The organism is uncultured Chloroflexus sp., assembly GCF_938091255.1.
GTDB lineage: Bacteria > Chloroflexota > Chloroflexia > Chloroflexales > Chloroflexaceae > Chloroflexus.
Genome location: NZ_CALLJH010000049.1, coordinates 1 through 22229, shown reverse-complemented (window position 1 = coordinate 22229; position 22229 = coordinate 1). Strand labels below are relative to the sequence as shown.

General features: G+C 58.4%; 19 protein-coding genes. 12 read left to right on the top strand and 7 right to left on the bottom strand.

Translation table 11 applies throughout. From position 1 onward, the window contains the following. Positions 1 to 10 precede the first annotated feature (10 nt). Together Q1A00_RS15510 and Q1A00_RS15505 are read left to right on the top strand one after the other, a co-directional pair. The gene (locus tag Q1A00_RS15510) at positions 11 to 1177 is read left to right on the top strand and encodes a GHMP kinase (protein ID WP_298482346.1); all 1167 of its coding nucleotides are present in this window, start codon (positions 11 to 13) and stop codon (positions 1175 to 1177) included. 207 nt (positions 1178 to 1384) lie between these two features. After that, positions 1385 to 1780 (top strand): hypothetical protein, encoded by a 396-nt coding sequence (locus Q1A00_RS15505; protein ID WP_299757688.1) that lies wholly within the window; start codon positions 1385 to 1387, stop codon positions 1778 to 1780. A gap of 75 nt (positions 1781 to 1855) precedes the next feature. Here Q1A00_RS15505 and Q1A00_RS15500 read toward each other — a convergent pair whose 3' ends face one another. Together Q1A00_RS15500 and ychF are read right to left on the bottom strand one after the other, a co-directional pair. Continuing rightward, positions 1856 to 3244: a DUF4147 domain-containing protein gene (locus Q1A00_RS15500; protein WP_298490409.1), complete on the bottom strand. Its 1389-nt coding sequence runs from the start codon at positions 3242 to 3244 to the stop codon at positions 1856 to 1858. After that, a complete protein-coding gene (ychF, locus tag Q1A00_RS15495; RefSeq protein ID WP_298482340.1) occupies positions 3210 to 4292 on the bottom strand; it encodes a redox-regulated ATPase YchF in 1083 nt (360 codons plus the stop codon). Before ychF ends, Q1A00_RS15500 begins: the two co-directional genes overlap by 35 nt. Positions 4293 to 4690: 398 nt before the next feature. Here ychF and Q1A00_RS15490 point away from each other — a divergent pair, with 398 nt between their 5' ends. The 7 genes from Q1A00_RS15490 to Q1A00_RS15460 all read left to right on the top strand — a co-directional run bounded on the left by Q1A00_RS15490 (position 4691) and on the right by Q1A00_RS15460 (position 12776). Then, positions 4691 to 5350 (top strand): cytochrome c3 family protein, encoded by a 660-nt coding sequence (locus tag Q1A00_RS15490; protein ID WP_298482338.1) that lies wholly within the window; start codon positions 4691 to 4693, stop codon positions 5348 to 5350. A gap of 84 nt (positions 5351 to 5434) precedes the next feature. Then, positions 5435 to 8524, top strand: a complete 3090-nt coding sequence (locus Q1A00_RS15485; RefSeq protein WP_298482336.1) for a TAT-variant-translocated molybdopterin oxidoreductase — start codon at positions 5435 to 5437, stop codon at positions 8522 to 8524. Between the two features lie 2 nt (positions 8525 to 8526). Continuing rightward, entirely contained in the window at positions 8527 to 9987 is a 1461-nt protein-coding gene (gene nrfD / locus Q1A00_RS15480; RefSeq protein WP_299757683.1) for an NrfD/PsrC family molybdoenzyme membrane anchor subunit, read from the top strand. 12 nt (positions 9988 to 9999) lie between these two features. Beyond that, positions 10000 to 10539, top strand: coding sequence for a DUF3341 domain-containing protein (locus Q1A00_RS15475; protein WP_298482331.1), 540 nt, complete (start codon positions 10000 to 10002; stop codon positions 10537 to 10539). Positions 10540 to 10548: 9 nt separating this feature from the next. After that, a complete protein-coding gene (locus Q1A00_RS15470) occupies positions 10549 to 11166 on the top strand; it encodes a cytochrome c (RefSeq protein WP_298482329.1) in 618 nt (205 codons plus the stop codon). A 17-nt stretch (positions 11167 to 11183) separates the two neighbouring features. Continuing rightward, on the top strand, positions 11184 to 12419 hold the full coding sequence (locus tag Q1A00_RS15465) for a hypothetical protein (RefSeq protein ID WP_298482326.1): 1236 nt from the start codon (positions 11184 to 11186) through the stop codon (positions 12417 to 12419). Between the two features lie 18 nt (positions 12420 to 12437). Then, positions 12438 to 12776 carry a hypothetical protein gene (locus Q1A00_RS15460; RefSeq protein WP_298482324.1) on the top strand — a complete coding sequence of 113 codons (339 nt, stop codon included), beginning with the start codon at positions 12438 to 12440 and terminating at the stop codon, positions 12774 to 12776. Between the two features lie 73 nt (positions 12777 to 12849). Here the strand turns inward: Q1A00_RS15460 and Q1A00_RS15455 are convergent, their stop codons facing one another. Then, positions 12850 to 13311, bottom strand: a complete 462-nt coding sequence (locus Q1A00_RS15455) for a DUF123 domain-containing protein (protein ID WP_298482322.1) — start codon at positions 13309 to 13311, stop codon at positions 12850 to 12852. Between the two features lie 93 nt (positions 13312 to 13404). Here Q1A00_RS15455 and purD point away from each other — a divergent pair, with 93 nt between their 5' ends. Together purD and purN are read left to right on the top strand one after the other, a co-directional pair. Then, on the top strand, positions 13405 to 14649 hold the full coding sequence (gene purD / locus Q1A00_RS15450) for a phosphoribosylamine--glycine ligase (protein WP_298482320.1): 1245 nt from the start codon (positions 13405 to 13407) through the stop codon (positions 14647 to 14649). 3 nt (positions 14650 to 14652) lie between these two features. Continuing rightward, on the top strand, positions 14653 to 15273 hold the full coding sequence (gene purN / locus Q1A00_RS15445; RefSeq protein ID WP_298482318.1) for a phosphoribosylglycinamide formyltransferase: 621 nt from the start codon (positions 14653 to 14655) through the stop codon (positions 15271 to 15273). An 86-nt stretch (positions 15274 to 15359) separates the two neighbouring features. Here the strand turns inward: purN and Q1A00_RS15440 are convergent, their stop codons facing one another. Continuing rightward, on the bottom strand, positions 15360 to 17033 hold the full coding sequence (locus Q1A00_RS15440; protein ID WP_298482316.1) for an AarF/ABC1/UbiB kinase family protein: 1674 nt from the start codon (positions 17031 to 17033) through the stop codon (positions 15360 to 15362). A 178-nt stretch (positions 17034 to 17211) separates the two neighbouring features. Next, positions 17212 to 17604: a diacylglycerol kinase family protein gene (locus tag Q1A00_RS15435; protein ID WP_298482314.1), complete on the bottom strand. Its 393-nt coding sequence runs from the start codon at positions 17602 to 17604 to the stop codon at positions 17212 to 17214. Between the two features lie 211 nt (positions 17605 to 17815). Here Q1A00_RS15435 and Q1A00_RS15430 point away from each other — a divergent pair, with 211 nt between their 5' ends. After that, the gene (locus Q1A00_RS15430) at positions 17816 to 18457 is read left to right on the top strand and encodes a histidine phosphatase family protein (RefSeq protein WP_298482312.1); all 642 of its coding nucleotides are present in this window, start codon (positions 17816 to 17818) and stop codon (positions 18455 to 18457) included. 262 nt (positions 18458 to 18719) lie between these two features. Here Q1A00_RS15430 and Q1A00_RS15425 read toward each other — a convergent pair whose 3' ends face one another. Continuing rightward, positions 18720 to 20219, bottom strand: coding sequence for a glycosyltransferase family 39 protein (locus Q1A00_RS15425; protein WP_299757674.1), 1500 nt, complete (start codon positions 20217 to 20219; stop codon positions 18720 to 18722). 212 nt (positions 20220 to 20431) lie between these two features. Then, positions 20432 to 22229: exo-alpha-sialidase (locus tag Q1A00_RS15420; RefSeq protein ID WP_299757672.1), on the bottom strand; the 1798-nt coding region annotated here is incomplete at its 5' end.

Genomic DNA, 22229 nt, shown 5'->3' with positions numbered 1-22229 from the left:
GGAATGCGCCGTGAATGAGTCGTTGATTCCAAAAGGTTTCGCCGATCTGGTCGGGCCCATGCGCACGGCCCACGAACGCATCTTGGCCGATCTGCGCCACCACCGGATCGAACTGCCATCGCCGCCGCATCTGCCGCCGGCCCGCGCCCAAGGCATCGCTGCCGCCCGCGCGTACCCAATGCAGGGGGTGCTGAAATACCACGGCCTCAGCGACTGGACGCAACGCATCGCCTTTTTGCCTTCAATTTCGCTCAATAACACAGCGGCGCACACGACGACGCTGGTCGAGTTCGATCCGGCCCTATCCGCCGATAGTGCTATCATCAGCGGTAAACCGGCGCAAGGCCGCGAACTCGAGCGGGTCATCACAGTGCTCGATACCGTGCGTGAATTGGCCGGAGTCACCAGCCATGCCCGCGTCGTCTCGCGCAATGTGTTGCGCACCCGCGTCGCCGGTAAAGGCTTGGGCACCAGCGCCGCGGCTGCCGCCGCATTGGCCTGCGCAGCGGTCGGGGCCCTCTTTGGCCCCGAACTAGCCGGCCACATCCGCTTTATCTCCACCCTCGCCCGCCGGCTGGCCGGCTCTGGCTGCCGCAGCGCCGCCGGCGGCTTGGCGCTCTGGCTCAGTTACCCCGGTATTCCGCCGGAGGAAAGCTTCGCTGTCCGCCTCGATCAAGACCATGAGCTTGAAGACGTGGCACTGATTACGGTGCCAATTGACTCGCGGGTCGGTTTGAAGACCGAACAGGCTCATCACGACGCGCCCAACAGTGTCTTCTTCCGCGCATGGATGCTTTCTCGCGGCGAGGAGGTGCGCGAGTGCATTGCTGCCGCCCGCCGCGGCGATTGGCAAACGATCGGTCAACTGGCCGAACTCGACAGTATGCGCTTGCACGGCGTCACCATGTCCGGTTCGCGTGAGCAGAAAATCATCGGTTGGGAACCGGAAAACATTACTCTGTTCCGGCTCTGCAACGATCTACGCGCCCGTGGCGTGCCAGTGTATGCGAGTACCGATACTGGCCCGACCGTAGTCTTCATTACCCGTCGTGACCTTGCCCCCTCGGTAACGGCAGCTATCCACGATTTGGGCATGGGATTCGAGACCGTCCAAGCCCCAATCGGCGGCCCAGCCCATCTGATCACGGTGGAAGAGGCGCTCGCTGACCTGTCGTAGGCGTTACGAGAGCGCACCGCGCGCAGGGATGGATTGCGACCATATCCCTGCGCATCCAACCCACCTTTGTTTTGGCAGAGAAGATCTGGCGAATGGGAGTAAGGAAGGGCTTATCAAGCGCAACCCAGATTGGCGCAATCGTGTACCATGCGCTTGTGTTCAGTTCCCAACATTGGCGTAATTGACAAGGCGAGATCGTGTCAGGCGGTGCAGCATTTGTTCACGCTCTTAGCCCAACGCCGGATCACGTCTGCGTTGGCTGGCGGCGTTGCGCTGTTGCATGACGTACAAGGACGTCATACCAATGATGTTGCCCGCGCTATGTTTGCTGAATTGCCGGTGGATATTCTCTTAGCGCGCAATGCGTTTTTCGGCACGTACATCGACAGCATGCCCAACCAGTTGCGCTGCTTGAACAAGCCGTTCGTTACCATCGAGGGTTTGTTGTTGCTTAAGCTCCATGCCCTGCGTTCACGCTACCGACAGGGCAACATGGCCCGGATCGAGTTGTGCGAAAACGATATTGCCACCTCGCTCCACGACTATCGGTCAGACATGGTAGCACTGTTTCAAGCGTCACCCGCTTCCGCGCCCCCTTACTGATCGAGTCAAGCGCGAAGCAATCGTCACTACACTGCAACGGCACAGCCAACGCTTTGGTCAGCAATAACCCTTCGCTTACCCCACCACCACAAAGACCAAATCATTCACATTCGTCCCGGTTGGGCCGGGCCGCAAGAGGTCATCAAGTGCGGCAAAGAAGGGGTAGGCGTCGTTGCGGCGCAGATGGTCGAGCGGATCGAGGCCCAATGCCCGCGCCCGCGCCACCGTCGCGCCGGTAGCCACCGCACCGGCAGCGTCAGTCGGGCCATCGCCGCCATCGGTAGCCAGCGCAATCACTGCCGCATCGGCCAAGCCCTCAAGCGCCAACGCCGCACTCAAGGCCAGCTCTTGATTGCGCCCGCCCAATCCAGTTCCGCGTAGTGTAACGGTGGTCTCACCACCGGCAATAATGCATGCGGGACGGGGGAGCGGCTGGTCAGAAGTCACAATCTCGCGGGCAATACCGGCCAACACTCGCCCCACCTCACGCGCTTCACCCTCAAGGTAGGTCGTCAGGAGCATCGCGTTCAGCCCGGCCACCTGTGCCGCCGCCAAAGCAGCCCGTGCCGCTTGGGCGTTGCTCCCGATTACCACATTCTGCACCGTCGCCAGTAACGGATCACCCGGCTTAAGCGTCTCTGGCTGTTCGCCGCGCACGCCGGCAGTGAGGTAAGCGTGGATTGCCGGCGGACAACGATCGCGCAACTCGTAGTGATCGAGCAACGCCAACGCATCGGCAAAGGTGGTCGGATCGGCGACCGTCGGGCCGGAGGCGATCACATCGAGCGGACTACCGACCACATCTGAGAGGATCAGCGCGATTAGCGTTGCCGGGGCTGTTAACCGGGCCAAGCCGCCGCCTTTAAGCTGGTCAAGGTGCTTGCGCAGCGTATTAATCGCGCCAATCGGCGCGCCGCAAGCGAGCAATTCGGCGGTCAATCGCTGAAGATCGGCGAGAGTTACGCCGGGAACCGGCAAATTGAGCAAGGCCGAACCGCCGCCCGAAATGAGGGCAACGACCAAATCACGCGCACCGGCTTGGGCCAAGAGAGCGGCTATCTGCCGCCCGGCAGCGACGCTGCGCTCGTCAGGCGTAGGATGGGCAGCCTGCACTACGGTCACACCGGGGATTGCCGGCAGCGGTACACCATCGTCTTTCACCACCACGATCCCGCCGCTGAGCCGGTCGCCAAGGATGGCCGCCGCTGCTTGCGCCATCGCGGCGCCGGCTTTGCCAGCGCCCACCAACCAGACCCGATCAAACGCGCGCAGATCGTACCGGCGTTCGCCAGCGATCACCCAGTCACCTTCGCGGCGCAATGAGACCGCTGTGGCTTGAGCCGGATCGACTGCCGCTAACGCCGCAGCCATAACCCGCGCCATAGTTTCGCCCCACGGCGCTGATCGTAACGAGACCGTCAACAACCGGTCAGACATTGAAGAGGAAATGGCAGATGTCACCATCTTGCACGATATATTGCTTGCCTTCCATGCGCACGTGACCGGCCTTCTTAGCCTCGTGCATGCTGCCGGCAGCGATGAGATCGTGGTAGGCCACAATTTCGGCCCGGATAAAGCCACGCTGAATATCGGAATGGATCACCCCCGCCGCTTCGACCGCCGGCGTCCCACGCGGGATGGGCCATGCCCGCACCTCGTCGGGGCCGGCTGTGAGAAAGCTGATTAGACCCAGCAGGGCATAGCTCGCCTTAATCACCCGATCGCGGGCTGGGGCCGTAATGCCGAGATCATCCATAAAAACCCGCGCCTCGTCATCATCGAGCTGGGCCAACTCGGCCTCAATCTTGCCGCAGAGCGGCTCAACCGCGCTATTACGATGCGGATATGTAATCTGCGGCGGATGGGCGATATCCGCCTCGCCAATATTCGGCGCAATCAACATCGGCTTGGCGGTGAGGAACTGGTAGCCGCGGATCATCCGCGCCTCGTCGTCAGTCAGTTCTAAGGCGCGGATCGGTATCTCGGCTTCGAGCGCCTCGCGCAGCCGCTGCAGCAGATCGCGCTCGGCAGTGCGCAGTTCCTTCTCTTTGGCCGACAATTTCGGAATCTCGGCATTAAGCCGGTTGAGCCGACGCTCAATAATGCCCAGATCGGAAAAGGCCAACTCAAGATCGACCGCAGCCATATCACGCTGCGGATCGACCGAGCCATTGGGATGGGGAACGGTGGGATCCTCAAACGCGCGCACGACATGCAAGAGCGCGTCAGCCGAAGCAATATAGTTCAGCAAGACCGGCGGCAAGCCGCCGCCAGCGTGCCCGCTGCCGCTGAGACCGCCAATATCCACATATTGCACGTCAGCATATGTAATCTTGCGCGGTTTAAACATCTGCGCCAGCACATCAAGCCGAGGGTCAGGCACTTTCACCGTCGCCAAATTCGGCTCAAGCTGCCCCGATGAATAGGCAGCCGTCTCGGCATGGCCACGGGTGAGCGCATTAAAGACTGTTGTTTTGCCACTGTTGGGCAAGCCAATAATTGCTATTTTCATCGCCACTTCCTCGCGCGGTACTTCCCATTACTGCACACTATACCATAACTCGCCAGTACCCTCCCGTCACGAGCTGGCGCCGATTCCTTGCGACGGTTGTCACAAAATTGCATACCGTTTGCACAAAAAATTGTGGTACTATAGATAGAGAAGTGACGAAACGTTTCAATAACCGCCACCGCGAAGTGACAAAGGATGCCGCGTATGCAGTGCGCAAAGCTAATGCACAATATGCAAAAACCTGTCATCTAAACCACGTTGTCGATTTCGCATTTTGGGCATTATATTGGGAAAGAAAGAAATTGGTGCGTCCTAGCATTTGACGCAAAAGCAAAACGGTTCTATAATACCGTTAGGTTTACACCGTGCAGATCGCTTCCTGAACAGGGTAACGCAGCATGGCACAGATCTTCCCCCGCAATGCCAACCTTCTGGCTCGCCTCAGCATCTTCGCGCTCGTCTTGCTCGTCGTCGAAGGCATTCTCATTCTCGGCGTCTATTTCCGCTCCAACTACTTCCGGCAAGTGAATGTAGCCATCGAACAACCAGTGGCGTTCAGCCATCAACTCCACTCCAACATCGTCGGCATTGATTGCCGCTACTGTCACGTTTCGGTCGACCAATCGTATTTCGCCAATATTCCGGCGACCGAAACCTGTATGACCTGCCACTCGCAGATCAAGACATACAGTCCACTGCTAGAAAAGGTGCGCGAAAGCTACGCCACTGGCAAGCCGATCGAGTGGGTCAAGGTGTACGACCTGCCCAATTTCGTGTACTTCAACCACTCGATCCACGTCAACAAGGGCATCGGCTGCTCAACCTGCCACGGGCAAGTGAACAATATGCCGGTGGTCTGGCAGCAACAGGCGCTCTATATGGGTTGGTGCCTCAACTGTCACCGCAATCCTGAATTGTACATCCGGCCACGTGAAGAGGTCTACAACATGGATTACGTGCCGCCGTCGAACCAACTGGAGATTGGGCGCCGGTTGGTGGCGGAATATGGCATCATGCCGCCCGATCAATTGACCAACTGTTACGTGTGCCATCGCTAAACCGCTCGATTGCGTGCCGCCTAGCTTTGGACGGCACGCCTATGTGCCCGCTGGATTCATTAGCAACGGTGGTGGTAAACAACCATGACACAGCAGCAACCTGACCTCGAGGCCATTCGCGCTCAGTTGCGCGACGCGCGCGGACCGCAGTTCTGGCGTTCGCTCGATCAACTGGCCGATTCGCCGGCGTTCCGCGAACTGGTGGAGCGCGAGTTTCCGCGCGGCGCGAGCGAGATGAGCGATGGAATGAGCCGGCGCACATTCCTGAAGCTGATGGGTGCCTCGTTAGCCTTGGCCGGTATAACGGCCTGCACCTATCAGCCGCGCGAGTATATTGCGCCCTTTGATCGTCAACCTGAAGGTCGTATTCCCGGCGTCCCGCAGTTCTTCGCTTCAACATTAACCCTTGGCGGCTATGGCGCCGGGGTGTTGGTGCGCGCGAACGAGGGCCGCCCGACCAAGGTCGAAGGCAACCCGCGCCATCCGGCCAGCCTTGGCGGTACCGATCTATTTGCGCAGGCCGAGATTTTGACGATGTATGACCCTGACCGCTCGACAACCGTGTTGCGGCAGGGAGTGGCAAGCACATGGGCTGAGTTTACTGCAACGCTGACCAATGCGTTGTCGGCAGCGCAAGCGTCACAGGGAGCCGGTGTGCGGCTGTTGACTACCAATGTCACATCGCCATCGCTAGCTGCCCAGATCGAGCAGTTTTTGCAGGCGTATCCGCAAGCGCGCTGGTATCAGTACGAGCCGGTCAACCGCGATAATGTGGTTGAAGGGGCACGCCTCGCCTTTGGCCGCGATGTCACCACGCGCTACGATCTGTCGAAAGCGCTCGTTATCGTCAGTCTTGACGCCGATTTCCTTGCCCCCGGCCCCGGCTTTATCGCCTATGCCCGTGCCTTTGCCGATGCGCGCAAGGTGCGCAAGAATAGCAGCGAGATGAACCGGCTGTATGTGGTTGAGGCCAGCCCGTCAACGACTGGCACTGCCGCTGATCACCGTCTACCGCTGCGCGCTGACGCAATTGCCGCCTTCACCGGCGCCTTGGCCCACGAATTGGGTGTTGGCGGCGCTCCGGCTGAGCTTGGCCCCAAAGCGGAAGAGTTCCTGAAAGCGATCGCCAAAGACCTCGAAGAGCATCGGGGCCGCGCGGTGGTGATTGCTGGCGATCAGCAGCCGCCAATTGTGCATGCCCTTGCCCATCTGATCAACGCTGAGTTGGGCAATGTGGGTCAAACGGTCTTCTACCACGAACCGGTGGAAGCGCGCCCCACCAACCAGATCAACGATCTGGTGACACTGGTGAGCGAGATGGCCGCTGGCCGGGTCGAGACCTTGATAATGATCGGCGGCAACCCGGTCTACAACGCTCCCGGCGATCTGCGCTTCGCCGACCGGATGGCGGCGGTGCCACTGACGATTCACCTCAGCCAATTTGTTGATGAGACCTCGGTACGGGCCACGTGGCATATTCCGCAGGCCCATCCGCTCGAGAGCTGGGGCGACGCGCGTGCCTTTGATGGTACAGCCAGCATTGTGCAACCGCTGATCGAGCCACTGTACGGCGGGAAGACGGCCAATGAACTATTGGCCGCGATGCTCGGCCAGCCCGACGCCGAGAGCTACGATCTCGTGCGCGGGTATTGGGAAGAGCGGATCGGTAAAACAGAGTGGGAAATTGCGTTGGCTACCGGTGTCATTGCTGGCACGGCCTCACCGGTGATTACGCCTGAACTGAATGAAGAAGCAATTCGCGCAGCGAACATTCCGCAACCCGGTGACGGGGTTGAGATTGTGTTTCGGCCTGACCCATCAGTTTTCGATGGCTTCTATGCAAATAACGGTTGGCTACAAGAGTTGCCCCGCCCACTCACCAAGCTGGTTTGGGATAATGCAGCCCTGATGAGCCCGCGCACGGCGATTAAGCTGCTTGGCTTACCGTTCGACGCCAACCGATTAGTTGGCGGCAAAGAAGACAGTCGTGAGCGTCAGCGTTATCTCGAGCAACTCTCGAAAGTTAACGGCACCATTGCCCGTATCGAATATCGCGGCGGCGTAATCGAACTACCGATCTGGCTGCTCCCCGGTCACGCAGAAGACTCGATCACGCTCAACCTCGGCTATGGCCGCACCAACGCCGGTCGGGTCGGCAATGGCGTGGGCGTCAATGTCTACCCGATTCGTACTAGCGATAGCCCGTGGTTCGGCGCTGGCGCGCGGGTGACGAATACTGGCCGCACGTACCTGCTGGTCAGCACGCAAGATCACTGGACGCTTGAAGGACGCGATATCTATCGCGTCGGCGAGTTCAAGAAGTTTAAGGAAGACCCCAAATACATCGCCAAAGAGGTGTACAAAGAGGAATATGGCCGTGAATCAACCAATTACCTCTCGTTACAACCCGGCGATGATTACACCGGCCGTAATGCGTGGGGAATGGCGATCAACCTCAACGCTTGCATCGGCTGTAACGCTTGTGTCGTTGCGTGCCAAGCTGAAAACAATATTGCCGTTGTCGGTAAAGATCAAGTCTCACGCGGACGCGAGATGCACTGGATTCGGATCGACCGCTACTTTGCCGGCGACGATCTTGACAATCCTGCCACCTACATGATGCCTCTCACATGCATGCAGTGTGAGAAAGCACCTTGCGAGGTTGTCTGCCCGGTTGCTGCCACCGTTCACGATTACGAAGGTCTTAACAACATGGTGTATAATCGCTGTGTCGGTACGAAGTATTGCTCGAACAACTGCCCGTACAAGGTACGGCGGTTTAACTTCTTGCAATACAGCGATACGACAACCGAGACCTTCAAGCTCGCGTTCAACCCAGATGTGACGGTGCGCGTCCGAGGTGTGATGGAGAAGTGTACCTACTGCGTGCAGCGCATTAGCGGGGCGCGCATTGCTGCCAAACGCGCAGCGGTGCAGGCTGGCCAGTCGTCGTATGTCATTAGCGATGGCGCTATTCAGACTGCCTGCGAACAGGCATGCCCGACAGGTGCGATTGTCTTTGGTGACATCAACGACCCCAATAGCCGCGTCGCCAAGTGGAAGGCAGAAGGGCATAACTACGGATTACTGAATTTCCTGAACACTCTCCCGCGCACGACATATCTGGCCCGTGTCCGCAACCCGTCTGAGGATCTAGAAAAGGTGGAAGGCTAGCAATGGCACAGGCGCAACCACTCCGAACCCGGCCCGTCGATGACGGTGAAGCCTATCTGCTGCCGGGGGAAACCTTCTCGTCGATCACGCAAAAGATCGGCGATGTCCCACTGACGCCGCCACTCAAGACCCCCAAGGGCTGGCTGGCTGGCTTCAGTGTGGCATTTTTCTTGTTGATGATCTTCTTTGTGTCGGTGACGTGGCTGTTCATCCGCGGCGTCGGTATCTGGGGTATTAATATCCCGGTCGGCTGGGGCATGGACATCATCAACTTCGTGTGGTGGATCGGTATCGGCCACGCCGGTACGCTCATCTCGGCCATTCTGTTGCTGCTCAATCAGGGCTGGCGCAACTCGATCAACCGCTTTGCCGAGGCAATGACGCTCTTCGCCGTTGCCTGCGCCGGTTTGTACCCGATCTTGCACCTTGGCCGGCCGTGGCTGTTTTATTGGCTAATCCCGTACCCGAATACTCATGGGATGTGGCCGCAGTTCCGCAGCGCGCTAGCATGGGACGTATTCGCAATCTCGACCTACGCGACCGTGTCGTTAGTATTCTGGCTGGTAGGTCTCATTCCTGACTTCGCAACCCTGCGTGATCGGGCTAAGAACATCTGGGTGCGCCGTCTATACGGTATCGCCGCCCTCGGCTGGCGCGGCTCGGCCCGCCACTGGCACCGCTATGAGGTAGCGTCGATCCTGCTAGCCGGTCTCTCGACCCCGTTGGTGGTCTCGGTTCACTCGATCATCTCACTCGACTTCGCCATTTCGCAAGTCCCCGGCTGGCAAGTCACGGTCTTCCCGCCCTACTTCGTGGCCGGCGCCGTGTTTGCCGGATTTGCAATGGTGCTGCTGCTGATGATCCCGGTACGCACCTTCTACGGCTTCGAGAGCTATATCACCATTCACCATCTCGACGTAATGGCGAAGGTGATGCTCGCCACCGGCATGATCGTCGTCTATGGCTACTTCATGGAGGTCTTCGCCTCGCTCTACAGCGGAAACGAGTACGAAGAGTACCTCCTCTACAACCGCCTGTTTGGACCAAGCTCGTGGGCCTATTGGGGCTTGCTCTTCTGCAACGCGCTGGCGATTCAGCCACTGTGGTTTAAGAAGGTACGCCAAAATATTCCAGCCTTGTTCGTCATTTCACTCATCGTCAGCGTGGGTATGTGGCTTGAGCGCTATGTAATTATCGTGATCTCGCTCGAACGCGACTTCTTACCCTCGTCGTGGGATATTTATATTCCGACGATTTGGGACTGGTCGCTCTATCTTGGCACCTTTGGTCTCTTCTTTACCCTGCTGTTCCTCTTCATCCGCGTCTTGCCGATGATCAATATCTTTGAGATGCGGCTGTTCCTCCATCAGGAAACGGAGAAGGCAAAGCGGCGGGCAGAGCATGGCGCGCACGGGCACGGACACGAGCACGGTACGGCCCACGGCGCAGCCTCGGCAGACTAGAGGAGTGATGCGATGCGAAACGATATCTACGGCGTGATGGCCGAGTTTCCCACCCCAGAAGCACTGATTGAAGCGACCCGCAAAGCGAAGGCGGCGGGTTATACCAAAATGGACGCCTTCTCGCCATTCCCAATCGAGGAGGTCATTGAGGAGATTGCCCACGGCGATACTGGCGTGCCACGCTTGGTGTTGCTGTTTGGTTTGATTGGGGCAGCGACTGGTTTTATTCTGCAATATATCGGCAATCTGGTTGACTACCCGCTCAATGTCGGCGGTCGTCCACTTGATATTACCAACTGGCCAGCGATGATCCCGATCACGTTCGAGAGCGGGATTTTGCTCGCCTCGTTTGCATCAGCGATCGGCATGGTCGTGCTGAACGGCCTGCCAGCACCATACCACCCGGTCTTTAACGTCCCGCGGTTTCAGCATGCGTCGCAAGACGCCTTCTTCCTGTGCATTGAATCAACGGATCCGCTGTTTGATCGTTCGCGCACTTCGCAGTTCCTGCGCTCACTCAATCCGATGCAGGTCTCCGAGGTGGAATACTGAGGGAAGCCCATGCAGACGCCTCGCCTAACAACGCGCATGATTCGCTTCGGTTGGATCGGCCTGCTGGTGTTGCTGCTCACCGCCTGCCATCAGGACATGTACGATCAGCAGAAGTACACGACCTATGAGCCGAGCAGCTTTTTCGCCGATGGCCGCTCGTCACGCCCCAACGTGCCGGGCACGACACCGTATGAAGTGGTCAAGACCGATGAGTTTCTCTACACCGGCCTGATCGATGGCAAAGAAGTGGACGCTATGCCCTTCCCGGTGACAAAAGACTTGCTGCTCCGCGGGCAACTGAAGTACAACATCTACTGCGCCGTATGCCACGGCGAGTCAGGCTACGGAGCGAGTATGGTGGCCGAGCGTGGCGGCATTGTGCCGGCCAACTTCCACCAGCAGCGTCTGCGTGAAGCGCCACTTAGCCACTTCTTTGTGATTATTACGAATGGCGTGTACCGTGGCGACCCCAATAATGGCGGTTATCAGTCAATGTATGGCTATGCCTCGCGCATTACGCCGGAAGACCGCTGGGCGATTGCCGCTTATATTCGGGCCTTGCAGTTGAGCCAGAATGCGACCATTGATGATGTGCCTCCCGCCGAGCGTGCAAAGCTTGGTAATTAGGCTGGAAGGTTAGAGACATGGCGACGACGAGTCTTTCGCAAACCCGCATTCCGCAGTTGGGTCAAGTACAGACGCTTGGCCTTGCTGCCGCCGTCATCGGGATCGGCGTGTTAGCCGCTGGCTATTTTCTCAATCCAACCTCGTTTTTTGAGTCGTACATTTATGGCTACTATGTGGCGATGACCATTCCGCTCGGCTGCCTCGGCTTCCTGATGGTACAGCACCTCACCGGCGGCGCATGGGGCGTCACCGTGCGGCGTATGCTCGAAGCCGGCGCAGCGACGCTACCAATCATGGGCCTGCTCTTTATCCCGATTGCATTGGGATATTTCGACACCTACAAGTCGCTCGGCCTTGAGCATCCACTCTACGAGTGGGCTAATCCTGAAGTTGTTACTCCCGGCGGTGCGGAGTTTGATCCGATTATTGCGCATAAAGTGCCGTGGCTTAGCCCACTGTGGGTAACAGCTCGGATTGCGATTTTCTTTGTGATCTGGACGATATTGGCTTACACCCTGCGTAGTTGGTCACGCCAACAAGATGCAGGTGGTGATGCGAAAAAGTGGGCGACTCGAATGCGCCGACTAAGCGGTATCGGTGTGGCACTGTTTGTCATCACGGTCACCTTCTTTTCGTTTGACGTGACTATGTCACTCGATCCGCATTGGTTTTCAACAATTTACGGTGCCCACTACATAGTCAATGCTGGCCTAATGACGCTGTCGTTCCTCGCCTTGATCATGAGCCGGGTACGCGATGCGAGTCTCTTCCGCGAGTACGTATCGGTGAAACCGATTCATGACATTGGCAAACTTATATTTGCCTTTACGGTGCTGTGGACGTATATGTCTTACGGCCAGTTGGTGATCATCTGGTCAGGTGACGTGGCTGAGTTTACACCATGGTATGTCCACCGCACCCAACACGGCTGGGTCTTTGTGGCACTGGCGTTGATGCTCTTTGCCTTCGCGCTGCCCTTCTTCGTGCTGCTGTTCCGTGGCACGAAGCGCAATCTCAGCACACTCGCTACAATTGCGGGTTGGATCATCTTTATGCGCTTCGTTGATATGGCATGGATTGTGCTGCCTTACTTCCGCGAGCATCTGTGGGATATTACGATCACTGATGTGGCGGCACCGATCGGCTTGATTGGTCTGGTGGTAGCCCTGTTTGCTGCCAACGTGCAACAAGCGCCGCTCTTGCCGCTGCGCGATCCCAACATGGAACAGTTGCGGAATAGCGGCCATCACTAATGCGGAGGAGAGATACGTATGAGCTTTCGCCCGAACTATTCGGCACCCCGGTATGCACCGCCGCGCCCCATGCAATCGGCCCGTCCGGTGTATGTGACCGCCGAACCGCCGCTAAGCCGCTTGATGATTGCCGGCTTGATGGTATTTATTGTGCTGAGTCTGGTGGTGTTGCTGGCCGGTCGGGTTCCGTTTACGCCGCAGCCGGCACCGGTAACCGGCAATACGTACCGCAGCTACGTCACCGAAGCGCGCACTTTGCTCAACAGTTATGGCTATACGCTAGAAGGCAAGGTGCATATCCCGATTGATCGGGCGATGGATCTGATCGTCGAGCGCGGGTTGCCGGTACGGCAATAGTCAAGAAACGATATACGGCACGGGTAGTAGGAAGGGCCGGTTGTAAACCGGCCCTTCCCGTTTCATAACGGCCCTACCGGTTTGTTTGGCGTAATAGATCAGCGATATGCGTTACCGCTGCCGTGGCATAGAACAGATGACCGCCACATCCCGTATCCGACGCGCCAAAATGCGGGATTGGCCTGCTCAGCTCTGGCAAGCTGGCGAGAACGGCGCACCAGCGGCATTCCAGCCGTTCACCGGCCACCGCTGCCCACATTTCTCGCAATTCAAGATGCGGACGGAGATAATCAAGATGCCAATGCGCCCGTTTCTCAACTACGCTATGCCGGCGAAGCCGCGCTGCCAGCCCGCCCGGCCCAAACGCGCTCCCTACGTAGTAGTAATGGCCCGGAGCAAGATCAAAGCGCCCTAACCGCCCAATCGCAAGCTGGGCCAGCGGTTGCGCCAACCATAAATGGAGCAGATAGGTGCCCCGAGCCGCTAGCACCGGCATTTGTGTGATTACCGCTGGCGATACTAAGAAGATCTGCATCAAAAACCTCTTTTTGCCATCCAATCGCGGCAACCATGCTATACTGAACAACGATTGTACGGCAGAACGCCGCTCAGTGTGATTGATAAGCCTATGAACGTATTACTGATTGGTTCCGGTGGCCGTGAGCACGCACTAGCATGGAAAATTGCCCGCTCACCCAACTTTACCAAACTGCTGACCATTCCCGGCAACCCCGGCACCGGACGTTACGGTAGGAACGTACCCTTCCCACTGCACGACTATCCGGCACTAATCGAACTCGCCCGCCAGGAACAGATCGATCTGCTCGTCGTTGGCCCCGACAACCCGCTGGCCGACGGCATCGTTGATGCCTTTCAAGCCGCCGGTATACCGGCGTTCGGCCCCACCGCCGCTGCCGCCCGGATCGAGAGCAGCAAGTCGTTTGCCAAAGAGATCATGGCGGCTACCGGCGTTCCCACCGCACAGAGCCACGTCTTTGCTTCGGCGGCGGAAGCGGCTGATTTTGCCCGCGCCAGCGGTAAAGCATGGGTTGTCAAGGCAGATGGTTTGGCGCTTGGCAAGGGGGTGATCGTCGCTGAGACCATTGAAGAGACCCTCGATGCCATTGCCAAGTTGAGCACGATCCCCGCCGGCCATCACCTCTTGCTCGAAGAGCGGTTGTACGGGCGTGAAGTGTCAGTGCAAGCGCTTTGTGACGGCGAACGGCTGTGGCCGCTCCCACCGGCCCGCGACCACAAACGGCTTGAAGAGGGGGATCGCGGCCCCAACACTGGCGGGATGGGAGTGATTGCGCCAGTTGATGAGGTCACGCCGGCCCTGCTCGACGAGATTGTGAACCGCTGTATGCAACCGGTGGTCAACGAGTTGGCCGCGCGCGGCACGCCATTTCGAGGCTTGCTCTATGCCGGCATGATCCTCACTGCTGACGGGCCGAAGGTGCTGGAATTTAATGCCCGCTTTGGCGACCCTGAAGCGCAAACCGTTTTGCCGCTGCTCGAAGGGGATTTCCTCGGCGCGTTGTACGCCTGCGCCACCGGCCAATTGAAGCCTGATACGTTGCGCCGGCGTAAAGGCTACGCGGTCTGCGTCGTCTTGTGCGCTGCCGGCTACCCCGGACGCCCGCGCAAAGGTGATCTCATTCGCGGCGTCGAGGCGCTCGATGAGGATCAAGTGCTTGTCTTCCATGCCGGAACCGCAGTTGGCCCGAACGGCCTCTGCACGGCGGGCGGACGGGTATTGGGGGTCACCGGTCTCGGCTCAAGCTTGCGGCAAGCCCGCGAACGCGCCTACGCCGCTGCCGACCAGATCCGGTTCGAGGGTAAGCATTTCCGCCGCGATATTGGTCAGGAGTAGGTTGTGCCAAGCATTGCGGTGTTGTTGAGCGGCAGCGGTAGCAATTTGCAGGCGCTGCTCGATGCGCAGGCTGCTGGTGAGCTAGCTGGGGAAGTGACCTTGGTTGTCAGTGATCGAGCACAGGCTTACGGTTTGCAACGGGCGCTCAACGCCGGCATCGCTGCCGCGCACGTACCACTCACAGCGCCGCGCGGCCCCTTGCGCCAACAGTGGGAGCAGCGGCTGGCTGGTGTGGTTGCTTGTTTCGAGCCAGACCTGATCGTATTAGCCGGCTTTATGCGGGTACTCTCGGCTGCATTTCTCGACCGATTCCCCAACCGAGTCATCAATCAGCATCCGGCGCTCTTGCCTGCCGACGGCGGCGATACCGTCACCACCAGCAGCGGTATTGTGATTCCGGCCCTACGCGGTGCGCACGTTGTGGCCGACGCCATCCGCCTCGGTTTACCGGTCACCGGTTGCACCATCCACCGGGTGACGCCGCGGGTTGACGACGGCCCAATTTTAGCCAGCGCCGAGGTACCGGTTATGCCCGGTGATACGGTCGAATCGTTGCACGAACGGATCAAGGCGGTGGAACGGCGGTTAATCGTGGCTACCGTAAACCGGTTACTAGGGGGGTAAAACACGACGGGGTAGGGGCGCAATGCGCTACGCATAGGGGCGCAGTAGGGCGCGGTAGCGCAGTAGGAGCGCAGCCTGCTGTGCCCCTACTCCCGCCGCAACAACGCCAACGTCAACATGACCCCGCCGGTGACCACCCCACCCACGCCGAAAAACAACAATGTCCACGGCAACCAGCCGTACCATTCAAAGGCCCGCATCGCCACCACCAGCATAGCCACGCCGAGAATAAACGCCGACACGACCAACGCCAGCGCCAAGCGGTTTGCTGCACCGATCAATGCACCGGCGACCCGCCGTAGCTCAACTTCGCGGGTTTGTAGGTGCAACTCGCCCTCGTTGAGGCGTTGCAGGCTCTGACTAATCTGTTCGGGAATCTCAAACGCCAGCTCACCCAACTCACGCCCACCGGCTAGCACTTGTGCACCCAACGCTACCGGCGTGATCTGCTCGCGCAGGGCGCGCTGAATGTATGGGCGCGCCGCATCAAAGACGTTAAGCGTAGGATCGAGCTGCATCCCCAACCCCTCCATCATCACGATCGTCTTCAGCAGGGTGGCTAGCGGGCCGGGAATAATCAGCCGATGCCGGCGTAACAGCGCCGTCAAGCCTTCAAAGGTCTCGCGAGCCGAGATTTGGCCCAACGGGCGATCGACGAACCCATCGACGAACCGTTCGAGATCGCGGCGCAGCACTGCCGTCGCTGCCCGGCGCGGAATCACGCCGAGCCGTTCGAGCGCGCGCAGCAAGCTTTGGCTATCGTGGCTGATCAGCGCCCCCATCATCAAGAGTAACCCTTGCATCGTGGCGTGATCGAGCGTGCCGACCTGCCCAAAATCGACTACGCCCAACACCTCGCTATCAATAACGAAGAAATTGCCCGGATGCGGATCGCTGTGGAAAAAGCCATGCCCGAAAATCTCTTCGAGTGTAATCTCGACACTCACCCGGGCCAAGCGAGACAAATCAACCCCGGCGGCGCGCAACGCTGCCCTATCGTTCAACTTGGTGCCGATTATCCGCTCGGTGGTGAGGACGCGAGTATCGGTATATTCCCAGTAGACACGCGGGATGTAGATGTGCGGATTGCCGCAGAACATCTGGCGAAAGCGATCGGCATTGCGCCCCTCACGCACATAATCAAGTTCGGCGCGCAGGGTAGCGCTAAACTCCCAAACGATCTCGCTCAGGTTATATTGAGCAGCCAATGCCAGTCGCTCTTGGGCCAGCGCCGCGAGATCGGCCAAAATCGCCAGATCAGTTTGAATGCGATTGGCGATATCGGGTCGCTGCACCTTCACCACCACCGGCGTACCATCGAACAAGACTGCCGCATGCACTTGGCCCAACGACGCTGCTGCAAACGGTTCGCGCTCGAAGGAAGCGAACAAGCGGTCGATCGGCTGGCCAAACGTGGTTTCGATCAGCGCCACCGCCTGCGCGCCGGGGAATGGCGGCACTGTATCTTGCAACTTGCTCAGTTCGGCCACCATATCGGCTGGCAGCAGATCGGGGCGGGTACTGAGCGCTTGGCCCAGTTTAACGAAGGCCGGGCCTAGCTCAACCAACGCCTCACGCAACCGCTCGGCGCTGCCCAACGGCGGCGGGGCCGGCGCGCGCAATATTGCGCGGCGCGGCAAAGATAGCAATGCAGTAAGACCGAGCTGATCGACCAAATAGCCAAAACCGTGATGCACCAGCACTTGCGTAATTTCACGGTAACGGCCAAGATGACGAGCCTGCCGGACAAGTGGCCACATAGATTGCACCAGTAGCGGCGGCCTGCTAGACCGCCGCGCTCGAGCAACGGCTTGGCAAAGCCGTCGCACCTCTTGCTTATGGCTCTGCTCAGCGGGCTATCGCGCTGCCCAGACCAAGAACGTGCAACGAACAAGCTCAGTATACCCTAGTTTCAGCAGGTTAAAGCAATGAAATTGATTATGTCAAAATCACCCAAAGCAGCCATAACCGCGGGCCAAAGATAAGCACACCCACCACAATTGCGGTCAATGCGCAAAGCAAGACCGTGCCAGCGGCGACATCTTTAGCAATGCGAGCCAGCGGATGGCGCTCGCTGGTTGCTAAGTCAACTGTCGCTTCAATCGCCGTATTGAAACCTTCGGCAGCCAGCACCATCCCTATTATCAACGCTAGCGCAACCCATTCCCAACGCGCAATCCGCAATACCACACCCAACGTAATTGCGATGGCACCAATGAGCAGATGAATCTGAAAATTGCGTTGGGTGCGCAACAAATGGCCGATCCCAGTAAAGGCATAGCGAAACGCAATCAGAAAACGGCGAGTGCTGCGATCAATTGGCGCCGCCATTGCTAAGATTCCTCTCTACGATACGTATGACTTCACACCGCGAATGATACCACCTCGGCTATAATGGCGCTGCGCGTCTATCCTGAGAGATTTGGCGACGAAGTTGGTGACGTTTTGCCGCCGCCCATTACGATGACGAAGGGCGTGTATGGTAAAAAGATAGACAACTTCGTCGACCAGCCCGCGATCTGCATTATTAGGGTAGTGAACTATGCGACTGATTATTGTGCGTCACGGCGAGAGTGAATGGAACCGGATCAATCGGTATCAAGGTCAACAAGACGCCCCGCTGTCGGAATTAGGCCGTATGCAGGCTGCCGCGCTTGGCGAACGGCTGCGCCACGAGAAGATCGATGTCGTCTATAGCAGCCGCCTGCAACGTGCCGCCCACACGGCGCAGGCAATCGTCGCCCATCACCCCGGCCTTGAGGTGATCTACGACGATGCCTTGCTCGAGATTAACCACGGCGATTGGGAAGGCAGATATCTGCACGAAATTATGGAGTTATACGCTGATGGGTTGCGCGAATGGCGGCAACACCCCACTCGCTCGCAGATGCCGGGAGGCGAGAGCTTCTCGAACGTGCTCAAGCGGGTGCTCGACTTTCGCGAGCGCATCTATACCGAGCATGCCGGCAAGACGGTGCTTATCAGCACGCATGATGTGATTGTGAAAATACTGGTGGCCGACGCGCTCGGTATGAACATGGATCGGATCAACCGGATTTGGGTGACGAATGCGAGCATCAGCGTGATCGAATACGGTGACGATCTGCCTTACCTTGTTAGCTTGAGCGAGGCATGCCACCTTGGCCAATTGGCCACGACCCGCGAACAACAGCACGCCTTGTAGGGATGCGAAGCGGATCACCCAGAGATGCGACGGGAATGGGTGTAGCAGAGACGAGACGTTGCAGGGCAATGTCTCTACGGTATTGCGCGGGCGCGCCTTGGTGGCGGCGGTAGCTCTCCCCCACCCCCGGCCCCTCCCCCACACGGGGGGAGGGGGGTATCTTACCTTTAGACCGAGCCATACTACCCACCACCCTCCCCCACACGGGGGGAGGGGGGTAGAATGTATTCCGTCATACGTTCGATGGCCTCACGATACTAGATCAACAATTGGTCGTCAACCGACAGCGGTTAAACAGAATATCGCCCAACCGGCCCAGCGTCTGCAACGGCACTTGCAGTTGGTAGTAGAGCATCCCATCCCAGATCAAGCCTTTGCGTAGCTCTGGCCGAACAAACGTCCACTGCGCAATGAGGCCGACATTCCAGAGCACGAAGATGGCAGCGCCGGCCAGCAATGGCTTCCAACCGATCTGCGGCTGTACCCATGCGAGCAGTGCGGCTAGGCCGAGAGCAAAGATTGGCGTACACTCGATGAGGCGGCGAAAACCGAACGAGCCGCTCAGGTGCCACGTGGTGCCGAACGCACCGTTGATGTAGACTTGCCCAAGGAAGCCAACGAAGAGCAACAGCGCCAGTGGGCCGTCGCGCACAAAGAGCCAGAGTAGGCCAATCAAAGACACGAAGAGGATCGGACTCCAAAGGAATGCACCGTGAGCCGGATCGAGCAGCGTATCAAGAAAGTGAGGACTGATCAACATCGGCAGTGGGCCAAGATGAGCAATAGCTAGCTTTCCGCCGACAGTGGTTGATGGCCCAATTCGCCCGTTGAGCACCCAATAGGTAGCTAATTGTGGCGTGAGTGATAACAGGAAAACGCCTAAAAACACGACATGGCCGACAAATAGCTCTCGCACTACTGACCACTGCCAGCGGCGTACAGCACCTGCATACGCCGCCAATGCCTCGAGTGCTGGCACGAGCAGCAACAACCCCAATTGCTCACGGGTCATGACCATTAAGCCGGCCACTACCCCAAGCGCCAGCCATACGCTCCAGTGCCGACGGCCATCGCTGTGACTCAGGTTTCCTTCGCGTCCGCGTAGCCAGATGGTTAAAAATAGGGCAAAGAGAAAAAATCCATTCGCGTGCGACCACGCCATCGCCAGATAGGTATAGAACACCAACGGCGTAGCGAGAAAGATGGTGATCGTCGCCAATAATGCCGGGATGTGACCGGCGTAGATACGGGCCAGCCGGTAGGTCAAGAGCAAGCCGATCAAACTATAGAGGGCCGACATCATACACACGGCCACGATATAAGGCTGGCTAAAGCCATCGCGGGGAGTAGTCGCGCCGAACGCATTGGCAACCTGCACCCACAGATCGGCCAGCACAAAACCGGGAGTCCACAGCAACGCTGAGCCAATTGGGGCTACGTTGCGCAGCTTGCCAGTGATCGGGTTCGGATTGGCGGCATCAGGCCGCAGCAGGGCGTTGAAGACCGCCGGATCGTTATTGCGCAAGCCGATTGCGGCAAAGTGTTGGTATTCGTTATAAAAATCGAGATCGCGATCAAAGTACAGCGAACGCAGATATGCGTAATACTGCACCTCATCGCTCAATGCAATCCGCGGCAGACTGATCGGCAACAGGGCGCTAAAGATCAATACTATCACAAGCGGCCCAACCTCGCGGCTAGCAAGCAGAGCCTGTAGCCGTTGCGCCAAACTCATCATCATCGTGCGAGAGAACGTTTGCATACAGGCCTTCAACGAGAACGAACTAACTTTACGCAAGCGCAGGGCATTGAACGCGCAAACGTAGCCTGCCCACACCATCTTGCCGGCAACGCTTACGCTATTGTACGACGAATTGCCGCGGACATTGCACCCCGTGCATGCGGCAACAAAACAAACAGATGGACGCTACCTTGACAGCGCCCATCTGTCAGCCGAACCAGTGCTATGTCACGCTATCGCAGTACGATGGGGATGATCACCTGCGGCAACGTCACCTGATCAAGCGAGATGGTTACCTCCGGCAAGGCCGTTGCACTCGGATTACCGGCGCCATCGAGCACACGGGCGTACACATAGTACGTTCCCGCAGTGACTTGCGTCTCAGGCAGCCCGCTCGCCAAGCTCCAGACCAGCGAGAAACTGGTGCCATCACCCGGCGCTTCAACCGGTATCCAAACCAGATTCGGATCGGTAGCCGGATTGGCGACCGCGCTGCGACTATTCGCCAGCCACACCCCCCAGAACCCACGACCGGGGTAGAGGTTATCGGTCACGCTGAGGCTATTGAATTGCAGATTGACGATAATCGACGGGCCGCCGGCAATCGTCTGTACCTGCATCGTCCCGCCGTTAAGCGTCGGTGGCGTGACATCATACGTCAATGTTCGTTCAACCGTCATCGGATTGCCTAGTGCATCACGCATCCGTAGGACTACCGGCATTGGCCCTTCGCTTATTGTGCCGGGGTACGGCAGAATATTAGCAAAACGGTTGCCGCTCATCGCCAAATTGCTCACAGACGTCAGGGTTGCTGAGCTAGGCGCCAGCGCAAAGCGTTGCAATCCGCTGCAATCGCCAAGGCTGCGTAGCTCGACAAAGACCGCCGGTACACGGGTATGATCGGGATGACCATCACTGGCGCCGCCTTCACCGATCAGATCAACCAGTGTAGCCGCCGTGAAGGGTGATGTCTTCATACGAGAGAACGGATTGGCAACAACAGCGTTGCCTCGCACGCCAGCATCGATCACGACAGCATCGGAACGAACCTGATCGATCAGATTATCCACCGAGCGACGCAACTGCGTATACAGCACACGTTCGACACAGCCATCATCGGTGAGTAACCCCGGTGGGATCGGCACGGTCAGCACGCTGGTTGGGCCAGTGGGAGCGAACGCTTGCCAACCGCCCGAATCGTTCTCGGTATCGGTTGGCGGCGCACCCCACCGCCAGCGCACCTGATCGGGAAAATGCGGTGCGGAGAGATCGGGGAAGGTGACGTTCACTGATACTTTCCCTTCACCACCGATGACAGGAAGATCGTTTTCGATGACGGGGCGTGAGCCAAAGCTGACCCCCGGCGCCCGGAAGAGGGTATAGTGTGGCTTTGGCACGCCACCATCGAACTTTTCATGGGCGACATGCATATACGCCCGCACGCCGACACGGGCATCAGCCCACGTATTAAACACTGGGGCCACGGTGGGAGAACCGACAACCGGCAAAAAGCCGGATCCGACCGGACGGGCCGTGTAAAACAACTGGTTGGCATTGCGGTTGCCACCCGCTCCTTGCCGAATCCACGCCAGATGGAGTGTTCCCAGCTGATCGTAATCGACCGAGACGCGGCCATCTCCCTTCCCGTCAATCAGATACGTTGCCGACCATGGGGCGTAAAATGCGCTGACCAGTTTTTCGGCGAAGTAGATACCATCATCGGCACCACGAAACGCGATGACGATGCGCGTGTTCGGCGCCGGATCGGGACTAAACGCAACACTGGCATCGGCAAAGACTTCACTTGACCCGGCATTGATATCAACCGGTGGGTCGAACGCCGTGCCGTTCCAGAGTGCCGCCATCACGTGGAGCGGTCGCGGCGTATCACGGGTAAAGACAACGGCAACCTCGCCGTTGGGGCCGGCTGCCAATGTGGTCTGCGATTTGTACGCTTCAACGGCTGTAATCACCCCTACCGGCGACCACGTCGCGCCACGGTCATTGGAGAAGGCGAAGCGAATATTCTTG